Source organism: Streptomyces sp. T12, from assembly GCF_028736035.1.
Lineage (GTDB): Bacteria > Actinomycetota > Actinomycetes > Streptomycetales > Streptomycetaceae > Streptomyces.
This window is the reverse complement of record NZ_CP117866.1, coordinates 7,293,593-7,311,167: the sequence shown is the minus strand read 5'-3', so window position 1 is coordinate 7,311,167 and position 17,575 is coordinate 7,293,593. Positions and strand designations below refer to the sequence as shown.

The following is a 17,575-nucleotide window of genomic DNA, read 5'->3' as shown; positions in this document are numbered from 1 at the left end:
GCTGGTTACTCTCCTTCAACCCGCATGATGCTGGCGACACCCCGCACGGTGTCGAGCTTGCGCAGCGCCTCCACGGTCCCGCTGAGGGCCGCGTCGGACGCACGGTGGGTGACGACGACGAGGGAGGCCTCGCCGTCCTTGCCCTGCTGGCGAACCGTATCGATCGAGACTCCGTGCTCGGCGAACACGGTCGCCACCTGGGCGAGAACACCCGGTTTGTCCGCCACATCGAGGCTGATGTGGTAGCGCGTGACGACGTCACCCATCGGCGACACGGTCAGGGCGGCGTACGCCGACTCGCCGGGCCCCGTTGCCCCGCTGAGCCGGTTGCGGCAGACGGCGACGAGGTCGCCGAGCACGGCGGACGCGGTCGGGGAACCGCCCGCGCCGGGGCCGTAGAACATGAGCTGCCCGGAGGCGTCGGACTCGACGAACACGGCGTTGTACGCGCCGCGCACGGAGGCGAGCGGGTGGGTCAGCGGGATCATGGCGGGATGCACGCGCGCGGTGACGGAGGCGCCGTCCTCGGCCCGCTCGCAGATGGCGAGCAGCTTGATGGTGCAGCCCATGTTCTTCGCGGAGGCGAAGTCGGCGGCGGTGACCTCGGTCATGCCCTCGCGGTAGACGTCGTCGAGGCGCACGCGCGTGTGGAACGCGATTCCGGCGAGGATGGCGGCCTTGGCGGCGGCGTCGAAGCCCTCGACGTCGGCGGTGGGGTCGGCTTCGGCGTACCCCAGGGCGGTGGCCTCGTCGAGGGCCTCCTGGTACCCGGCGCCGGTCGAGTCCATCTTGTCGAGGATGAAGTTCGTCGTGCCGTTGACGATGCCGAGCACCCGATTGACCTTGTCGCCGGCGAGGGACTCCCGCAGCGGCCGGATCAGCGGGATGGCGCCGGCGACGGCCGCCTCGTAGTAGAGGTCACGGCCGTGCTGCTCGGCGGCGGCGTGCAGGGCGGCGCCGTCCTGGGCGAGGAGCGCCTTGTTCGCCGACACGACGGACGCGCCGTGCTCGAAGGCGGTGGTGATGAGGGTGCGGGCGGGCTCGATGCCCCCGATGACCTCGACCACCACATCGATGTCGCCGCGTTTGACGAGGGCGGTCGCGTCGGTGGTGACGAGCGCGGGGTCGATGCCCTCACGGACCTTGGAGGGCCGCCGTACGGCCACCCCCGCGAGCTCCACGGGCGCCCCGATCCTGGCGGCGAGGTCTTCGGCGTGCGTCGTCATGATGCGCGCCACCTCTGAGCCGACAACCCCACAGCCCAGCAGCGCCACCTTCAGCGGACGCGTACGCATCATCCGACCTCGTTTCCTCTTACCATCTACGGTTGCACCAGTCTCACTCACCGGACGGGAGTTTCTGCCCCTCGTCCGGATCGTGAGACATCGATTTCATTTGTACGGGGGTGGATGACAGGAGATCTTCCACCCCGGGTCTGTCTCCGGGTTTACGGCTACCCGACGTCGAGACGCAGGAGGTCCTCCTCCGTCTCACGCCGGACGATCACCCGGGCCTCGCCGTCGTTCACGGCGACGACGGGCGGCCGGAGCACGTGGTTGTAGTTGCTGGCCATGGACCGGCAGTAGGCACCCGTCGCCGGTACGGCGATGAGGTCACCCGGTGCCAGGTCAGCGGGCAGGAACGCGTCCTTCACCACGATGTCCCCACTCTCGCAGTGCTTGCCGACGACGCGGGCGAGCATGGGCTCGGCGTCGCTCGTCCGGGACACGAGGGCGACGCTGTACTCGGCGTCGTACAGCGCCGTACGGATGTTGTCGGACATGCCGCCGTCGACGGAGACGTACGTGCGCAGCCCGTCGAGCGGCTTGATGGTGCCGACCTCGTAGAGCGTGAAGGCGGTCGGCCCGACGATGGCGCGCCCCGGCTCGACGGAGATCCGCGGAGTCCGCAGCTTGGCGCCCTCGCACTCACGCGTGACGATCTCGGTGAGCGCCTTGGCGATCTCGTGCGGTTCGCGGGGGTCGTCGTCACTCGTGTACGCGATACCGAGGCCGCCACCGAGGTCGATCTCGGGAAGCTCGACACCGTGCTCGTCACGGATGTCCTTGAGCAGCCCGACAACGCGGTGCGCGGCGACCTCGAAGCCGGACATGTCGAAGATCTGCGACCCGATGTGGCTGTGAATCCCGATGAGCTCCAGCCCGTCGAGCTGCAGGGCCCGCCGGACGGCCTCGGCGGCCTGTCCCCCGGCGAGCGGAATGCCGAACTTCTGGTCCTCGTGGGCGGTGGCGATGAACTCGTGCGTGTGCGCCTCGACGCCGACGGTGATCCGGATCTGGACGCGCTGTCGCTTGCCGAGTTCCTGCGCGATGTGGGCGACGCGGACGATCTCCTGGAAGGAGTCGAGGACGATGCGTCCGACACCGGCGTCGACGGCCCGGGTGATTTCTTCGACGGACTTGTTGTTGCCGTGGAAGGCGATGCGGTCGGCGGGCATGCCTGCGGAGAGGGCGGTGGCGAGCTCGCCCCCGGAGCACACATCCAGGTTGAGCCCTTCCTCGTGCAGCCACCGCACGACGGCACGGGACAGGAACGCCTTGCCGGCGTAGAAGACGTCGGCGTCGGCCCCGAAGGCGCTGCGCCAGGCCCGTGCCCGGGCCCGGAAGTCGGCCTCGTCGAGGAAGTAGGCGGGGGTGCCGTGCTGTTCGGCGAGGGTCTTCACGTCGATGCCGCCGACGGTGACAGCTCCCTCGGCGTTGCGGGCGACGGTCTGGGCCCACACCTTCGGGTCGAGGGCGTTGAGGTCGGTGGGCGGGGCGGAGTAGTGCCCCTCGGGGAGGACATCGGCGTGGCGGGGCCCGGCGGGGTGGGCGGAACGGCTCATGACTGGCGTGGGCTCTCTCAGAGATGGTCGGGTGCGTCGATGCCGAGCAGGGACAGGCCACCGGCCAGCACCGTCCCGGCGGCTTCGGCGAGGGCGAGCCGGGCACGGTGGGTGGCCGAGGGTTTCTCCGCACCGCGGGGGAGGACGGCGGGCAGGAGGGGCAGCACGGCATCGGCGACGGTGACGAGGTGCCGGGCGAGACGGTCGGGGGCGCGGTGCGCTGCCGCCTGGGCCAGGACGCGGGGGTGGTCGGCGAGCAGGGCGGTGACTTCGTGTCGTACGTCCCCTGGTTCGGCGTCGAATCCCAGGGCGGCGGCGTTGCGGCCGAGGGCCCCGGTGCGGGCGTGGGCGTAGCGGACGCGGAAGAGGGGGTTGCTCTCGCGCTGGACGAGGTGGTCGTCGGTGAGACGGGGCCGGTCGTGGGCGGCCGGGTGGAGCAGGGCCCAGCGGGCGGCGTCGCGGCCGAGCGGGAGAGGATCGACGAGGGCCGGCACGGGGCGCACGACGTGGGGGGGCGGGTCGGCCGAATCCTGCGTGCCGTGCGCGTCCTGCGTGCCGTGCACGTCGTGCGCGTCGACACGCACCCCCAGGATGTCGGCCCACTGCGGCTCGAGCGCGGCCTCGCAACGGGTGCGGACGAGGGCGCCCTGGGACCGCAGGATCCGGGCGACGGCGTCCATCACGACCACGGCCCGTACCTCGTGGGGACAGCACAGCGGCACGAAGTCCGCGGAGGGGCCGTGTGCGTACCCGTACCGGGTGCCACGCCGCAGGATCTCCTCGACGAGGGCGACGGGCGCGGTGCCGCCGAGGCTGATGTTGAGAAAGCCGGGCCCGGTGACGACGACGTCGGCGACGCCGTCCACACCGGCGAGGTGCGGCCGCAGGATCTCCGCGACGCGCAGGGGCGGCTGCCCGGCCGGGCGGGCGAGCTGGAGGGCGATGTTGGTGGCGTAGTCACCACAGCCACCGGGCCCGGGAGCGCTGACCACGACCCGCTCCGGCACGCTGACGCGCAGCTCCCCCTCATCGACAGCACGACGCACCGCGCGCAGCACGGTACGGGAGAGCTCGACGGGGGTCACGGGACAAGCGTAGGGGAGGAGGGGGGTGGGTATGCGAATGGGTTTGGGCGGGGTCCCGGGATGTGGACGGGGTGGGGGCGGGCTGCGGGGCGGCGCGGGCGGACGTGGAGGGCTGGGCGGCACGGGGGGGGGCGGGCTCGCGGCGGCGCGGGCGGACGTGGAGGGCTGGGCGGCACGGACGGAGCGGCCGAGCTTTCGACAACGCCCGCGACGCCGACGCGGTGCTACCGACGGGGGTGTCAGCCTCCGGCGCGACCCGCGGCCTCTCCGGCCCCGAAGACGCTCCCGAACACGATCTCGTCGGTACCCGCGCCCTCGACTCCACCCTCGGGGTTCCCCCGCCGTTCCCGACTCCGCTCCCCCCTCCGCTTCCGCTCGATCAACTGCCGTACCAGGCTGACGAGTTCGGTGGGCTCGAAGGGCTTGGCGAGGAAGGCGTCGACGCCGACATCGAGGCCGCTGTCGACCTCGTACTGGGTGCAGGCGCTGACGATGGCGAGGGGAAGATCACGGGTACGGGGGTCGGCACGCAGCCGTGCGGCGGTCCGTAGCCCGTCGAGCCGCGGCATGACGACGTCGAGGGTGACCGCATCGGGCCGCACCTGATGAACGACATCGAGACACTCGGCACCATCGGCCGCGGTCACCACCTCGAACCCCTCCAGTTCGAGATTGACCCTGATCAGCTGCCGGATGACCTTGTTGTCGTCCACAACAAGCACCCGGCCCGACGCGCCTGGCACAACTCGAGAGTAGGTCCGGACCGGCCACCGCGTCCGGGTTTTCCCCACTTCCACCCCCTGCGGGCAAGCCACCCCAGGTCGCACCCGGTGCCACCACCCCGGAAACCCGTTCATGAACACCCCGGAGGAACTGGTAGGGTTCTACCCGTCGCCGCCAAGCAAGGCGCCCGACACGCCCCCGTAGCTCAGGGGATAGAGCAACGGCCTCCGGAGCCGTGTGCGCAGGTTCGAATCCTGCCGGGGGCACTTCGGGAACAGCTCCTGACCTGCAGAAATACAGGTCAGGAGTTTTTGCGTACACGCCAAAACACACACGGTCTTTTGACCGTTGCTCTTTTCCGGGTGCGTAGCGTCCCGAATATCGCGGCCGTCTCCTAAGCTGGAGAATGTTCGCAGGTCAAAGCCACTTCGCAAGACGTTTGATGGCCATACTCAGGGCGAAGTTCCGACCCAGGCGCCGACCTGGCGGTCGGCAAGGTTTCAGCCCCGAGAACCTCACGTGACCTGCCTAAATGTGGCCGACAGCACACCGAAGCGCAAACGGTCTGGTGGGTCGTCACACTTTCCAGCCGAATGAGAGGCCAAACAATCTGCGGCCACCGCCTCCGATGGTGACAGAGGCCACCATTTCGGATCATCCTCGGCCGGAGCACCTGTCTGCGTCCGGCCGAGGATGACGGTTCGGGACGGCACGGTGCTATGACATGCAGACCGTGCCGTCGATCACGGCGATGGGCTCGTCGCTGACCGGGTGCCTTGTGGGCACCCGCAGTGCTGTGCCGGGCTTGACCTTGCACACATCATCGCTGCCGCTTCCGGCCCGGGCCGGAAGCGGCAGGCCGGAGCGCAGGGTCGGCTTCGTTGTCTGCCGGCTGCGCGCGAAGCATCCCTGCAGGGGCCAGGCAGTCACCGCCGAGCGCTCCCTTCATCTGAAGAGCGCCTTCAGCCACTACGGCGACAAGACATCAGCAATCCCTGTCCGCTGTCCGGAGGCAATTTCTCTGCGTCGAGGGAACGGTCAGCCCTTATCCCACGTGAAAGCTCAAGGTCAGTTGTACACGTTGAATTCCGCGACTGACCACCAGCTACGCGCAACATTGCCGGTGTTGACGACCTTGATGTAGCGAGCTGTCTGCGTCGGGAAGGAAACCAGGTGGACTCGTTGGCCGTCCGCTACGGAAGAAACCTTGGTCCAGTCGGTTCCATCCGCAGATACGTATACCTCTGCGCTCCGCGCATAGTCGCTGACACTGCCGCCGACATCCAACACAATCTTGTTGAAAGTCTGCGTTTGCCCCATGTCCACTTGGATCCAGAGGCCGTCGTACTGCCCTGTTCCGGAGCTGTACCGAGTGTCAGAGTTTCCGTCCAGCATGTTTCCGGGCGCATCCCACTGACTTGCGTCCGAAGCCTTTGCGGTCCAGCCCGTCCGCGGCAGCGCAGGACCTAGATCGATGACGTCGAACGAAGATCCACCTGCATCCACTCCGCTGGTTCCCTTCACAGAAACCGTGACCTTCCCCGCCGGAAGTCCCTTCGGAACGTAGGCGCTGATGCTCGTGTCCGACCAGCTGTCTATTTCGGCATAACTTGATCCGAAATACACCGTACCCAGCCCCTGTGCATCACCGAAACCAGAACCGCGAATCGTGAACTTGGAGCGCGGCATGCCTCGTTCCGGCGCCAAACTGCTGAAGACCGGCGTCGGGAAACTCGGCAGCTTCCTGGTGGTGAACATCGCTGAAGTCCCGCTCGGCAGCGTATATGTGTACGAGCCGTCGGTGGATATCTTGAAACTCTCGCTGTCGGCGGTCCCGTTGAATACTACGGTAACCTGCGACCCTTCCTTGCTGGTCCAGGTTTTCAGCTGGAGGCCGTTTGATACCGCTGTCGGAGCTGTGATCGAGCCGGTTCCACGCGCAGACCCGTACACATTGATGTCACCGATGGCCCACCAGAAACCGGATGCCGCGGTACTGACGATGCGAATGTACTGTGCCGTCCGGGGTGGCAGCGTGACGGCGACCTTCCCTATGCCTCCGCTGCCACTTGCGATCGCGCTGCCCCAATCGGCGCCATCGTTCGACACGTATATCTGATACTTGGTGACGTAGTCGAACGAATTGTTTACGCCGGTGTCGAGGACGATTTTGTCGAAGCTCGCAGGGCTCCCCAGATCGATCTGGAACCAGTCGCCGCTCGTCGGCCCATGCCCCAGACTCCACCTGGTGTTGATATCGCCGTCGATCGCGTTCGCGGCCACACCCCAATCCGCCTGCGCCGAAGCCGTGGCGGTCCACTTGCTACGGCTCAGTGCCCTTCCTGTCGTCTGGACGGAAGCTCCGATCGGCAGGGAGTACGTGACCAGCTTGTTTCCGGTGCGGATGGAGTTCTGGTAGGGCAGCAGTGCCGGGTCGTACGTGACGGTGACCGGGCCGGATGCCGACTTGAACGTGAAGTCGTGTGTCGGGTCCAAGACCTTGGTCGCTGCGGGAGTGCGCCCGCTCGGTGCAGGTCCGGAGTACGTGAAGGTGACGGCGTCGCCGGCGTTCAGGGTGTAGTCGAACGAGTGCGTCCCGTCCGCAACGCTGAAGGTCTTCGCGGCGCTCCCCGAGTTGTGCGCGATCAGGACCTTCGATCCGTCCGGGTTCTGGAACGCGACGTTCTCTATGCTGCCTTCCCCGAAGGTGTTCGAGTAGATCCGGCGTGCTCCGGGCCTGACGAACCTGCTGGCGTGAGCGAGGGCGTAGTAGTCCACGTTGTAAGACACCCGCCCGTCAGCCGGGTCGATCGTGAGCAACCCCCGAAGCATGGGTATACCGGCCGTGTCGCTGTTGAGCGGGCCCCGATCGGGGTCGAGTGCGATGTTCCACAGCATCACCCCGTTTGCCCAGTTGCGCGTTCCGTTGATGATCCACGTTCCCAGCGCTTCGCTGAACGCCGTCTGGTCGCTGTCCTGCCAAACGCCTCCGGTGGCTTCTGTGATGAAGGTTTCCTTGCTCGGATAGTCGTTGTGGACCACTGTCTGGTAGTTCGGGTTGCCGCTGTAGATGTGCCATCCGGTTCCCGCGGTGTACTTGGAGGCTGCGGGGTCGCTGAAGATCGTCTCCGGATACGAGGGCACGTCCCAGTTGTGGTCCCAGGCCAGGATCTTCGTGGAGATTCCGTTGGCTTCGAACGCCTTGCCGATCTCCTGGATCAACTCGGCTTCCTGGTACGCGGACAGGAACATTCCGGGCCAGGTGGGAGTACCCATGGGTTCGTTCTGCGGGGAAATGTAGGAGATGGGCACGCCGGCTTCGCCACAGGCCTGTATGAACTTGACGAAGTAGTTGGCCAGCGCGGAGGTGTACTCGCTCTTGAGGGTGCCTCCGATCATGGAGTCGGAGGTCTTCATCCAGCCTGGCGGGCTCCACGGGTTGGCCATAATCTTGATGGACGGGTTGAGTGAGAGGGCCTGCCGCAAGGCCGGCATGATGTACGGCACGTCGTGCTGGATGGAGAAGTTGGACAGCGTCGGGTCCGATTGGCCGGCGGGCATGTCGTTGTAGGAGTAGTTCCCGGACGCGTTGAAATCCGTGGCGCCCATCGGGGAGCGGAGCAGGCTGAGGCCGATTCCCTTCGAGGGATCGAACAGCTTCTTCATCAGCTTGGTCCGCTCGGCAGGGGACAGCTTGTCGATGAGCCAGGCGGAGGAGTCGGTCATGGCCGCGCCGAAGCCTTGGACCTTCTGGTACTTGACGCTGTCGTCGATCTTGATCGTCAGCGGGTTGGCCGTTCTCTTCGCCTTGAACAGCACATCGTCCTGGCCGGCGACCCACTTGTCGGCCGATACGTCCGTCAGCCACACACGGACGGAATTGTCACGTGAGGCTTGCTTCAGCTGCGGGGCGGCGATGGCGTTCCCGGAAACCTGGGTCCAGGCGGCAGCGACACCAACGGCGGTGGCCAGGAACTGGCGTCGTCCGAGACCGTATGACCTCATGGAAGATCCTCCTTCGGACCTGCTTGTTCAGTACTTGGGAGAGCGGGTGGGACACATTGCCGAGGTGGGGGATCGACCGGTTGGAGTCGGTTCTACGGCGACGCCGGAGCCGGCTCTGCGGCGCCGGTGCTCGGCTCCTTGATCACGAGCGGGTGCAGCTCCCACGCGTCGACCGCGAAGCCGAGGCGCGTACCCGGTGCGGTGCGGGCCTGAAGTCGCCACGGGCTCTGCCCTGTGGGGTAGAAGCGCAGGGTGAGGACCTGGCCGGTGGTGGTCAGGAAGATTTCGGCGATGGAGTGGTCGACCATCACGCGCAGGTCGACAGGCCGGTCGGTTGGGCAGGGCATCCGGTAGGAGCCGCCGCGGGCCCGAGTATCCAGTGAGGCGTGGTCACGGTCGACGACCAGTTCGCCCGCGTCGGCATCGAGGCGGATGTCGAGGTACTCGGAGCCGTCCGGGGTGGTGAGCAGCCGCAGACCGGCGTTTCCGGCGGTCTGCTCCAGGCGGGCCGTCAGGTCGAAGGCGCGGCCCACGCTGCCGAGGTCCACCGGCTGCGGGCCGTCGGTCACGCCCTCCGCGTGGACAGCGTGCTCGCCGCGCAGGGCGAGCAGTTCGGTGGCGGGCTGCTGGTGCAGCGTGCCGTCGTCGACATGGATCTCGCGGGGCAGGGTGAGGACCCCGGCCCATCCGTCCGCGACGGCCCAGACTTCGTCGCGGGCTTCCCATGACCAGCCCCACAACAGCCACCGGTTTCCCGGTCCGCGCAGCAGGGCGGGCGCGTAGCAGTCGGGGCCGTGGTCGGCGGGCACCGCTGAGCCCGCCTTGAAGTGGCCGTCATGCTCTTCGCCGATCAGGGCCGCGACGCTCTGCGGACCGGTGGGTTCGGTCCAGGTGCTGAAGAGGAGGGCGCCGCGTCCGTCGGCTGCCGGGAGGTATTGCGGGCATTCCCAGCCCTCCCCGGTGAGCAGGTCGGTGCCACCGATGGGCTCCGGATGGCGGGTGGCGAAGGGCCCCCGGTAGGCCCAGTTCTCCAGGTTGGGTGAGTCGTAGAGAAGGGCGGCGGCGCGGCCGTCCGCGAGGGCGGCGCCGACCAGCATCCGCCAGCCGTCGCCGTCCTGCCAGACGTACGGGTCGCGGTACATGGTGCAGCCCTCGGGCAGCTCGGGGATGAGTAGTTCGCCGCGCGGGCGGAAGCTGTTGCCGCCGTCGTGGGAAATGGCGCAGGTGACCGGCTGGTGCTGGAACGAGCGGTCCTCGCGGTGCGCGGAGTAGAAGGCGACCAGCCGGTCGCCGTCGGAGACGGCGTTGCCGGAGAAGCAGCCGTCGGCGTCCACGCCATCGGGGTTCGGGGACAGGGCGATCGGCAGCGGCTCCCAGGTCAGCAGGTCGGGGCTGCGGAAGTGGCCCCAGTGCATGTTCGCGTGGGTCGCTCCGGACGGGTTGTACTGGTAGCACACGTGGTAGTAGCCGTCGTGGAAGACCAGCCCGTTGGGGTCGTTGATCCAGTTGCGGGGCGGGCGCATGTGCGCGACGGGGTGGTGCGGATCGCGGGGTGTGGTGGACACACGCGTGCCTTTCGGTGCTTCAGAGTGGACCCGCCCCGCCGGCCTTCGGGTTAGCGGGGCGGCGGGCCGGCGGGGCGGGGGTCTTCAAGCCCGCATGCGGGCTTCAGGTCCGGATACGGGCTTCAGGTCCGTATGTGGAATTCCGCGCTCAGCTGCTGCTCGCGCCGTGAGCTGGGGCCGACGCGGAGCATGAACTCACCTGGTTCGACCACTCGCCGGCTGTCGGCCGTGACGAGTGAGCACTGCGCGGCGGGGATGCCGAGGCGGACGTCCAAGGTTTCGCCGGGAGGGATTTCGACCTGGGTGAAACCCTTCAGCTCCTGCTCGGCCCAGGTGACGCTGGTGGTCAGGTCGCTGATGTACGCCTGGACCGTTTCCAGGGCCGGACGGCTGCCGCTGTTGGTGAGGCGCACCGTTGCGTCGACGGTGCCGTCGGCCGAGACGTCCGGATCGTGCACGACGAGGTCGGAGTAGGTGACGGTGGTGTAGGTGAGGCCCTCGCCGAACGCGAACAGGGGGTCCTGGGTGAGATCCGCGTAGCGTTCCCCGTGCTGGCCTCGCACCTGGTTGTAGAAGACCGGTTGCTGTCCGACGTGGCGGGCGAAGGAGACCGGGAGCCGGCCGCTCGGTTCGATGAGTCCGAGGAGGAGCTCGGCGAGGGCGCGGCCGCCGCGCATGCCCGGGTTGAACGCCTCGATGAGTGCCGCCGCGTTCAGTGCCGAGTCCGGGAGGGTGCTCGGCTTGGACTGGGCCAGTACGACGATCATCGGTGTGCCGGTGGCGGCGACTGCGTCCAGCAAGGCGATCTGACCTCCTTGGAGGTCGAGCGTGGCCGTGGAGCGCCCCTCGCCCGTGAGGGCGATGGTGTCTCCCACGACCACGACGGCGTAGTCGGCGGCCTCGGCTGCGGCGACGGCCTGCCGAAGCTGTGCCTGGTCGACCGGGGCGGCGGTGAACACGGGCGCCAGCGCTTGGCCGTCGGGCCCGGTGGACCACTCGGGGTGGTAGGCGGGGCTTGCGATGTCGGCTCCGCGGGCGTGCGTGAGCGTCCAGTCGGCGGGTGCGACGGCGCGCAGGCCGTCGAGCACCGTCTCCACCGACTCTCGTGGATGCCCTTCGGGCATCCACGAGAACTGTCCGGAGGCGCCCGCCCAGTCGCCGAGCATGGCTTCGGGGCTGTCGGCGTTGGGGCCGATGACCGCGATCGTCCGCGCTGTGCCCTGACTCACGGCGCGGCCGGTTCGGTCCGAGGTCAGCCCGCCTTCGAGCGGCAGAGTGCCGTCGTTGCGCAGCAGCACCAGGGAGCGTCGGGCGGTCTCGAGGTTGAGGTCGGCGTGGGCTCGGCAGCCGATCACCTGCGCCTGCCGCTCGGGGTCGGGAGCGCGGGGATCCTCGAAGAGCCCGAGCTCGAACTTCAGCCGCAGAACCCGCCGTACCGCGTCATCGATCTGCTTCTCCTCGACCAGGCCGCGGGCGACCGCCTCCTGCGCGCCTTCGAAGAACGCCGGGGTGCCCATAACGAGATCGTTGCCGGAGTTGACGGCGACGGCCGCCGCCTCGGCGTGGTCGGCGCAGATCCGCTGGTCGTAGACCATCCGGCCGACGTTGTCAAAGTCGGTCACCAGCGTCCCGGTGAAGCCCCACTCGCCCTTGAGCACGTCGTTGATCAGCCACTCATTGGCGGTGATGGGCACCCCGTCGATCGACTGGTAGCCGAGCATGAAGGCGCGGCAGCCGGCCCGCGCCGCCTGCTCGAACGGGGGCAGGAACCACGAGCGCAGCTTGCGTGGGCTGAGATCGGCTTCGCTCGCGTCGCGCCCGCCCAGGGTTTCGGAGTAGCCCGCGAAGTGCTTGGCGTACGCCAGCACGGCGGTCGGGTCGCCAAGACCCGCGCCCTGATAGCCGCGCACCATCGCCGCCCCGAGTTCACCGATCAGGAACGGGTCCTCGCCGAACGTCTCGTTGATCCGGCCCCAGCGCAGGTCCCGGGTGATGCACAGCACCGGGGAGAACGTCCCGTGGATTCCGGTCGCCGCGATCTCGGTGGCGGCCACGCGGGCCACCCGGTGGAGCAGGGCGGGATCCCAGGTGCAGGCCATGGCCAGCTGGGTCGGGAAGATGGTCGCGCCCGGCCAGAAGGAGTGGCCGTGGATGCCGTCCTCGGCTGTCAGCAACGGAATGCCGAGCCGTGTCTGCCCGGCCAGTTCCATGGCCTGAGGCATCAGCGCGGGAGACACATGCAGGACCGATCCGGCCAGCTTGGCCGACACGATGTCCGCCAGGTCCCCGTGTTGTGCGTCGAGCATCAGCAGCTGCCCGACCTTCTCCGGCAGGGTCATCCGGGACAGCAAGTCCTCGATCCTTGCTTCCACGGACGCTTCCGGATCCAGGTACGCGGCAGGGCGGACCGGCTGTCCCATTTATGGTCTCCAAGTGATGAGTCGTCACAGGTCAGAGAGTTGATTGCCGACGGCGGGCTGGTCGCGGGAGTGCGACGTTCTTGTGCCGGATGTGTCGGCCGTGTGGCCGCCGCGGTCGACGGCGCTGCGTCGCAGGGACGCTGCCGCCTGCCGCAGCGGGGCTCGCGCGCCGCCGGCCCGCCGCTCCGGGCGGGACCGGTGCGGCAGTGGGCGACGGGGTGGAAGCCGGGGTGTCACTTCAGGCCGGTGGTGGCGATGCCCGCCACGAACTGGCGCTGGAAGAGCAGGAAGACGATCATCACCGGCAGCAGGACGACCACGGCACCGGCGAGCAGGATGCCGAAGCGGGTGAAGGACTGTCCGCTGCTGGCCAGGGCGAGGCCGACGGGGAGGGTGTACTGGCTCTCGTTCTGGGCCACGACCAGGGGCCACAGGAAGTTGTTCCAGGAGCCGAGGAAGGTGATGATCCCGAGGGTGGCGAGGGCCGGCTTGGTCAGCGGCAGGATGATCTTCGCGAAGATGGCCAGTTCGCGGCAGCCGTCGACGCGGGCGGCGTCGATGAGTTCGTCGGGCAGGGTGGAGATGAACTGCCGCATCAGGAACACCCCGAAGGGTCCGGCCAGGAACGGCAGGATCAGCCCGAGCATGGACCCGGTCAGCTGCATGTTGGACACCAGCACGTACAGGGGTACGAAGGTGACCAGGCCGGGGATCATGAGCGTCCCCATGACCAGCAGGAACACGGCGCGCTGTCCGCGGAACTCCAGCTTGGCCAGGGCGTATCCGAGCATCGAGCAGAAGATCAGGTTGCCCGCGGTGACGGCGAGGGCCACGATCACGGAGTTGGCGAACATGCTCGTGAAGTCGAGCGTGCTGAACAGCTCACCGTAGTTGGCGGTCGTGGGCGCCGTAGGTATCAGGACGGGCGGGACCCTGCGGATGTCGGCCTCGGGTTTGAACGACCCGGACAGCATCCACAGGAACGGCGCGATCATCAACAGCAGGGCGCCGGCGAGCGGCAGATACAGCCAGGGCCGGCCCCAGGTCCGGCGGATGCGGCGGCGCCTGAGGATGCGGTCCGTGCCCGGCTGTGCCGTGGGGAGAGTGGAGAGGGTGCTCATGGGGCGTCAGTCCTTGTCTCGCAGCACGCGGAACTGCAGCACGGTCAGCGCCACGATGAGGACGAAGATGACGTAGCTGGCGGCCGACGCCATCTCGTAATTGCCGTTGCCAAACTGTTTGTAGGCGTACAACGTGGCCGACAGGGTGGAGTCCAGCGGTCCGCCGTCGGTCATCACGAACGGTTCGTCGAAGAACTGCAGGTAGCCGATGCCCGTGGTGACGGCGGTCAGCAGCAGGGCGGGACGCAGCAGCGGGAAGGTGACCCGCCAGAACCGCTGCCAGGGCCCGGCGCCGTCGAGTTCTGCCGCCTCCATCAGCGACTGGGGGACGGACTGCAGACCCGCCAGCATGATGATCATGACCGTGCCGAGGTTGCGCCACACCGCCATCACGATCATGACGGGCAGGGCGAAGCGGGTGTCCGCCAGCCAGGCCGGGCCGTCGATCCCGAACCAGCCCAGGACGAGGTTCACCAGTCCCGCGCGGGGTTCGAGGAGCGTCTTCCACACCACGGCGACGGCCACGATGCTGGTGATCACCGGCAGGTAGAAGCCGACCCGGAAGACGGCCCGGAAGCGTTGGATGCCGCTGTTGAGTGCGACCGCTGCGGCAAGCCCGGCGGCGAGCGTCAGGGGCAGGGCCACCAGGACGAACACGGCCGTGTTGCGCAGGGCCGTGAAGAACTGATCGTCCTGGAAGAGCCGCACGTAGTTGTCGAAACCGATGAACGACACGTTCAGGGGTGTGCGCAGGTCGGCGCTACTAGTGTCGGTCAGGCTCATCAGCAGCGACCAGACCAACGGCAGCAGCATGAAGGCCGCGAACAGCGCGAGGAAGGGCGCGGCCAGGATCCAGGCGGCCCGGGCCTGCCTGCCGCGCGCCATGCCCCGGCGCGGGGAGCGCCGGCGTCCGGCACTCCGCTGCGGCCCCGCGGTGCTCTGCTTGTCGGTGTCGCCCCACCCGGGGAGCGTTTCCGTGGACATGGATGTCATCCGTCCCTGCGAGGGGTGCTCATGGCGGTGGCGCTCAGCGGCCGGTGCCGATGCTGGTGGCCTTGGACTGCAGCGCCTTCTGAACCTCGGTGACGCTGGCCTTGCCCAGGGCCAGCTTCTCCAGTTCGGAGTCGATGGCGTCGGCGATCTGCTGCCAGGTCGTGATGGCGGGCTGCGCCTTGCTGACCTTGAGCTGCTCGTCGAACGGCTTCATGTTCTCGTCCGCGCTCAGCTTCGCGTCCGACCACGCCTGGGGCGAAGGGGGCAGGCCCTCGGTGGCCTTGGCATAGGCGGCGAGGTTGGCGGGCTCGGTCAGGAACCGGGCGAACTTCCATGCCGCGTCGGGGTTCTTGGCTTCCTTGAACACCGCCAGGTCGGTGCCGCCGGCGAACCCGGCAGGCTGCTCGGAGTACGGCACCGGCATGGTCTTCCACTTGCCGTCCAGCTCCGGGGCGTCCTTGTGGAGGCTGGCACCGTTCCACGCGGCCTCCTGGTAGGTGGCGATCAGCCCGTCCCGGAAGTTCTGCACGTTGTCCGACCTGTCAGTCGGCGCCAACCCCTGCTTCGGAACGCTCGCCCAGTACTCCAGCGCCTTGGCGACCTCGGGCGTATCGAAGGTGAACTTCCCGGTGGTGGCGTCGTAGATGTCACCGCCCTGCTGCCACACCATCGGCACCCAGAAAAGCCAAGAGTTGAAGCCCATCACCAGCCCGGTGGCATTGCGCAGCTTGGGGTTCTGCTTGCCCGCAGTGGCCTGGATGGCCTTGAGGTCCTTCAGGTATCCCTCCCGGTCGCCGGCCAGCGCGCCCTTGATACCGGCCTTCTCGGTGAGGTCGGTCCGGTAGTAGACCACCGTGGTGTCGGCGGTGAACGGGACACCGTAGGAGGCGTCCTTGTACTTGGTGGTGTCCCACTGGCCGGGGTAGAAGTCCGACGACTTGATCGATGTCGGGGTGGCCTGGAAGGCGTTCATGGCGGCCATCTCGGCCATCCAGGTGCTCCCGACCATGGACATGTCCGGTGTGTTTCCGCCGGCGATGGCGGTGGTCAGCTTGTCGTGGGCGGCGTCCCACGGGACCGAGGTGATCTTGACGGTCGCGTCCGGGTTCTCCTGCTCGAACTTCTTGGCCATGTCCTTCAGAGCGGGTGTGATGTCACCCAGGTTCCACATGACCACCGTCCCCTTGGCCTTGCCCGCGCCTATCTCGGCGGGCGCGTCGTTGCCGGCGCCGGAGTCGGCGCTCCGGCCGCAGCCGGTGGCCACCAGGGCTGCCGTGACGGTGAGGCACAGGGTCTGGACGGTTCTGACGGTGTGACGGGTGGTGATACGCATGATGCGGCTCCTTGCCGTTGGGCGATACAGGCGCGGGGGGCTAAGGGTGAGAGCGGGCGGACGCCCGGATGGGCCGGCGCACGGGTGGGGACCGTCTGCGGTGACAGCGGCTCGGCGGTCAGCCGCAGGGCGCGGCTGGAGCATCCGACGCAGTGGGTAGAGGCCGGGCGGGGTGGGCCAGGCGCGCCGTTCGGTGTCCTGGGGTGTCCCGGATCGGGAACGCGCGAGCCGAAGGGTGCATGTGGGCGGTGCCGCGTGAACTCAGGCACAGCCGCCAGGGGATGTGAGGATGGCGAGTCCGAAGGGGTTCGCCGAGGTTTCAAGGAGAGGGGGCGGTGCGTCACCGGCAACGCACCGCACGACCGCGAGGCGCCATCACGTGCGCCTCGCGATGACGTCGCGTCAGTTCGGGCTCGGCTGTAACGTCGAGCCGCGGATCACGAGGCTGGTGGGGATGATGCGTGAGGGGGCGGCCTCCGGCGATCTGCGCACGTGGTCGAGCAGCAGACGCGCCGCTGCCTCACCCATTTCCCGCATTGGCTGGCGGACAGTGGTCAGTGCCGGATAGGTGTACGACGCCAGTTCGATGTCATCGAAGCCCACCACGGCGACATCCTGCGGAATCCGAAGGCCGGCCTCGTGCAAGGCCGCGAGCACACCGGCCGCCGAGGGGTCGTTGTGCCCGAAGACCGCGTCGAACTCCACGCCGTCCGCGAGAGCTTGCGCGACCGCGCCCCGGCTGCTGTCGAACAAGAAGTCGCCGCAGATGATGCTGCGCGGGTCGAGCTCGATCCCGGCCTGCGCATAGACGTCGACGAAGCCGCCCAACCGTTCCCGGGTGCAGCCGTACTCATCAGGACCGGTCACCACCAGAGGGCGACGGCGACCGAGGTCCAGCAGGTGGCGCGCCGCCTGCTCACCGCCCTCCCGATTGGTGGTGGCCACATAGGGAAATCCCGGCCGCTGGAAGCGGTCATCTATCAGTACCACCGGCAGTCCGGCCTCGTGCAGCTCCGTGATGGCCGCCAGGGCCCCCTCGGGCTCTATCACCAGCAGACCGTCGAACGACTTGGCGGCGACCTGCAGGCCCAGCCTGCGCAGTGACTCCTCACCGCGGTTCACGGTCAGCATGCGCAGTCCGAAGCCCTCGGCCTCCAGCGTTTCGACGACCGCCTGCACGATGCCGGCCCAGGCCCAGGCCATGTCAGGAACCAGCATGCCGATCATCTGTGTCGTACCGCGTGCGAGCCCCACTGCCCCGGCGCTCGGCACATAGCCGAGCTCCGAGATCGCCTCGCGGACCTTCACGACGGTGTTCTCGTGGATCTCGCCCTTGCCGTTCAGCACCCGCGAGACCGTCGTCTTGCTGACGCCGGCCCGCGAGGCCACGTCGGCGATAGTGACTCCCATGTCACCTCCCCTCCCTTCCTGCAGAGGCGGAAGACTTCCCTCCCGCACCGAAGGGCCGATCGTACAGAGACCCGT

12 protein-coding genes and 1 tRNA gene are annotated in these 17,575 nt (G+C 68.1%); 1 reads left to right on the top strand and 12 read right to left on the bottom strand.

The genetic code is table 11. The features are described from left to right. Positions 1–5: 5 nt before the first annotated feature. The 4 genes from PBV52_RS33045 to PBV52_RS33030 form a co-directional block, all read right to left on the bottom strand. Positions 6–1,298, bottom strand: coding sequence for a homoserine dehydrogenase (locus tag PBV52_RS33045; protein ID WP_274243396.1), 1,293 nt, complete (start codon positions 1,296–1,298; stop codon positions 6–8). A gap of 155 nt (positions 1,299–1,453) precedes the next feature. Further along, a complete protein-coding gene (gene lysA, locus PBV52_RS33040; protein ID WP_274243395.1) occupies positions 1,454–2,845 on the bottom strand; it encodes a diaminopimelate decarboxylase in 1,392 nt (463 codons plus the stop codon). 17 nt (positions 2,846–2,862) lie between these two features. Next, on the bottom strand, positions 2,863–3,930 hold the full coding sequence (gene nrtL / locus PBV52_RS33035; protein WP_274243394.1) for an ArgS-related anticodon-binding protein NrtL: 1,068 nt from the start codon (positions 3,928–3,930) through the stop codon (positions 2,863–2,865). Between the two features lie 239 nt (positions 3,931–4,169). Continuing rightward, positions 4,170–4,652 carry a response regulator gene (locus PBV52_RS33030; protein ID WP_373922036.1) on the bottom strand — a complete coding sequence of 161 codons (483 nt, stop codon included), beginning with the start codon at positions 4,650–4,652 and terminating at the stop codon, positions 4,170–4,172. 195 nt (positions 4,653–4,847) lie between these two features. Between PBV52_RS33030 and PBV52_RS33025 the strand changes: the two genes are divergently transcribed. Then, positions 4,848–4,919 (top strand) — tRNA-Arg (locus tag PBV52_RS33025). Positions 4,920–5,370: 451 nt separating this feature from the next. On the opposite strand, the gene PBV52_RS33020 is transcribed toward PBV52_RS33025, so the two are convergent. From PBV52_RS33020 to PBV52_RS32985, 8 genes are all read right to left on the bottom strand, one after another. Further along, positions 5,371–5,583: a hypothetical protein gene (locus PBV52_RS33020; RefSeq protein WP_274243392.1), complete on the bottom strand. Its 213-nt coding sequence runs from the start codon at positions 5,581–5,583 to the stop codon at positions 5,371–5,373. A 138-nt stretch (positions 5,584–5,721) separates the two neighbouring features. After that, the gene (locus tag PBV52_RS33015) at positions 5,722–8,658 is read right to left on the bottom strand and encodes a discoidin domain-containing protein (protein WP_274243391.1); all 2,937 of its coding nucleotides are present in this window, start codon (positions 8,656–8,658) and stop codon (positions 5,722–5,724) included. 92 nt (positions 8,659–8,750) lie between these two features. Then, positions 8,751–10,223 (bottom strand): GH32 C-terminal domain-containing protein, encoded by a 1,473-nt coding sequence (locus PBV52_RS33010; RefSeq protein ID WP_274243390.1) that lies wholly within the window; start codon positions 10,221–10,223, stop codon positions 8,751–8,753. Positions 10,224–10,345: 122 nt separating this feature from the next. Beyond that, positions 10,346–12,643 carry a glycoside hydrolase family 3 N-terminal domain-containing protein gene (locus PBV52_RS33005; RefSeq protein ID WP_274243389.1) on the bottom strand — a complete coding sequence of 766 codons (2,298 nt, stop codon included), beginning with the start codon at positions 12,641–12,643 and terminating at the stop codon, positions 10,346–10,348. A gap of 233 nt (positions 12,644–12,876) precedes the next feature. Further along, a complete protein-coding gene (locus tag PBV52_RS33000) occupies positions 12,877–13,764 on the bottom strand; it encodes a carbohydrate ABC transporter permease (protein WP_274243388.1) in 888 nt (295 codons plus the stop codon). A gap of 6 nt (positions 13,765–13,770) precedes the next feature. Next, entirely contained in the window at positions 13,771–14,757 is a 987-nt protein-coding gene (locus tag PBV52_RS32995) for a carbohydrate ABC transporter permease (RefSeq protein WP_373921937.1), read from the bottom strand. 34 nt (positions 14,758–14,791) lie between these two features. Beyond that, complete coding sequence (locus PBV52_RS32990) at positions 14,792–16,090, bottom strand: extracellular solute-binding protein (protein ID WP_274243386.1); 1,299 nt, start codon at positions 16,088–16,090, stop codon at positions 14,792–14,794. 402 nt (positions 16,091–16,492) lie between these two features. After that, positions 16,493–17,500 (bottom strand): LacI family DNA-binding transcriptional regulator, encoded by a 1,008-nt coding sequence (locus PBV52_RS32985; RefSeq protein WP_274243385.1) that lies wholly within the window; start codon positions 17,498–17,500, stop codon positions 16,493–16,495. Positions 17,501–17,575 lie beyond the last annotated feature (75 nt).

Excerpts from the sequence above, each read along its gene's own strand:
- PBV52_RS33045 (WP_274243396.1), bottom strand. The coding sequence starts at position 1,298 with ATGATGCGTACGCGTCCGCTGAAGGTGGCGCTGCTGGGCTGTGGGGTT.
- lysA (WP_274243395.1), bottom strand. The coding sequence starts at position 2,845 with ATGAGCCGTTCCGCCCACCCCGCCGGGCCCCGCCACGCCGATGTCCTC.
- PBV52_RS33015 (WP_274243391.1), bottom strand. The coding sequence starts at position 8,658 with ATGAGGTCATACGGTCTCGGACGACGCCAGTTCCTGGCCACCGCCGTT.
- PBV52_RS33005 (WP_274243389.1), bottom strand. The coding sequence starts at position 12,643 with ATGGGACAGCCGGTCCGCCCTGCCGCGTACCTGGATCCGGAAGCGTCC.
- PBV52_RS33000 (WP_274243388.1), bottom strand. The coding sequence starts at position 13,764 with ATGAGCACCCTCTCCACTCTCCCCACGGCACAGCCGGGCACGGACCGC.
- PBV52_RS32995 (WP_373921937.1), bottom strand. The coding sequence starts at position 14,757 with ATGACATCCATGTCCACGGAAACGCTCCCCGGGTGGGGCGACACCGAC.
- PBV52_RS32990 (WP_274243386.1), bottom strand. The coding sequence starts at position 16,090 with ATGCGTATCACCACCCGTCACACCGTCAGAACCGTCCAGACCCTGTGC.
- PBV52_RS32985 (WP_274243385.1), bottom strand. The coding sequence starts at position 17,500 with ATGGGAGTCACTATCGCCGACGTGGCCTCGCGGGCCGGCGTCAGCAAG.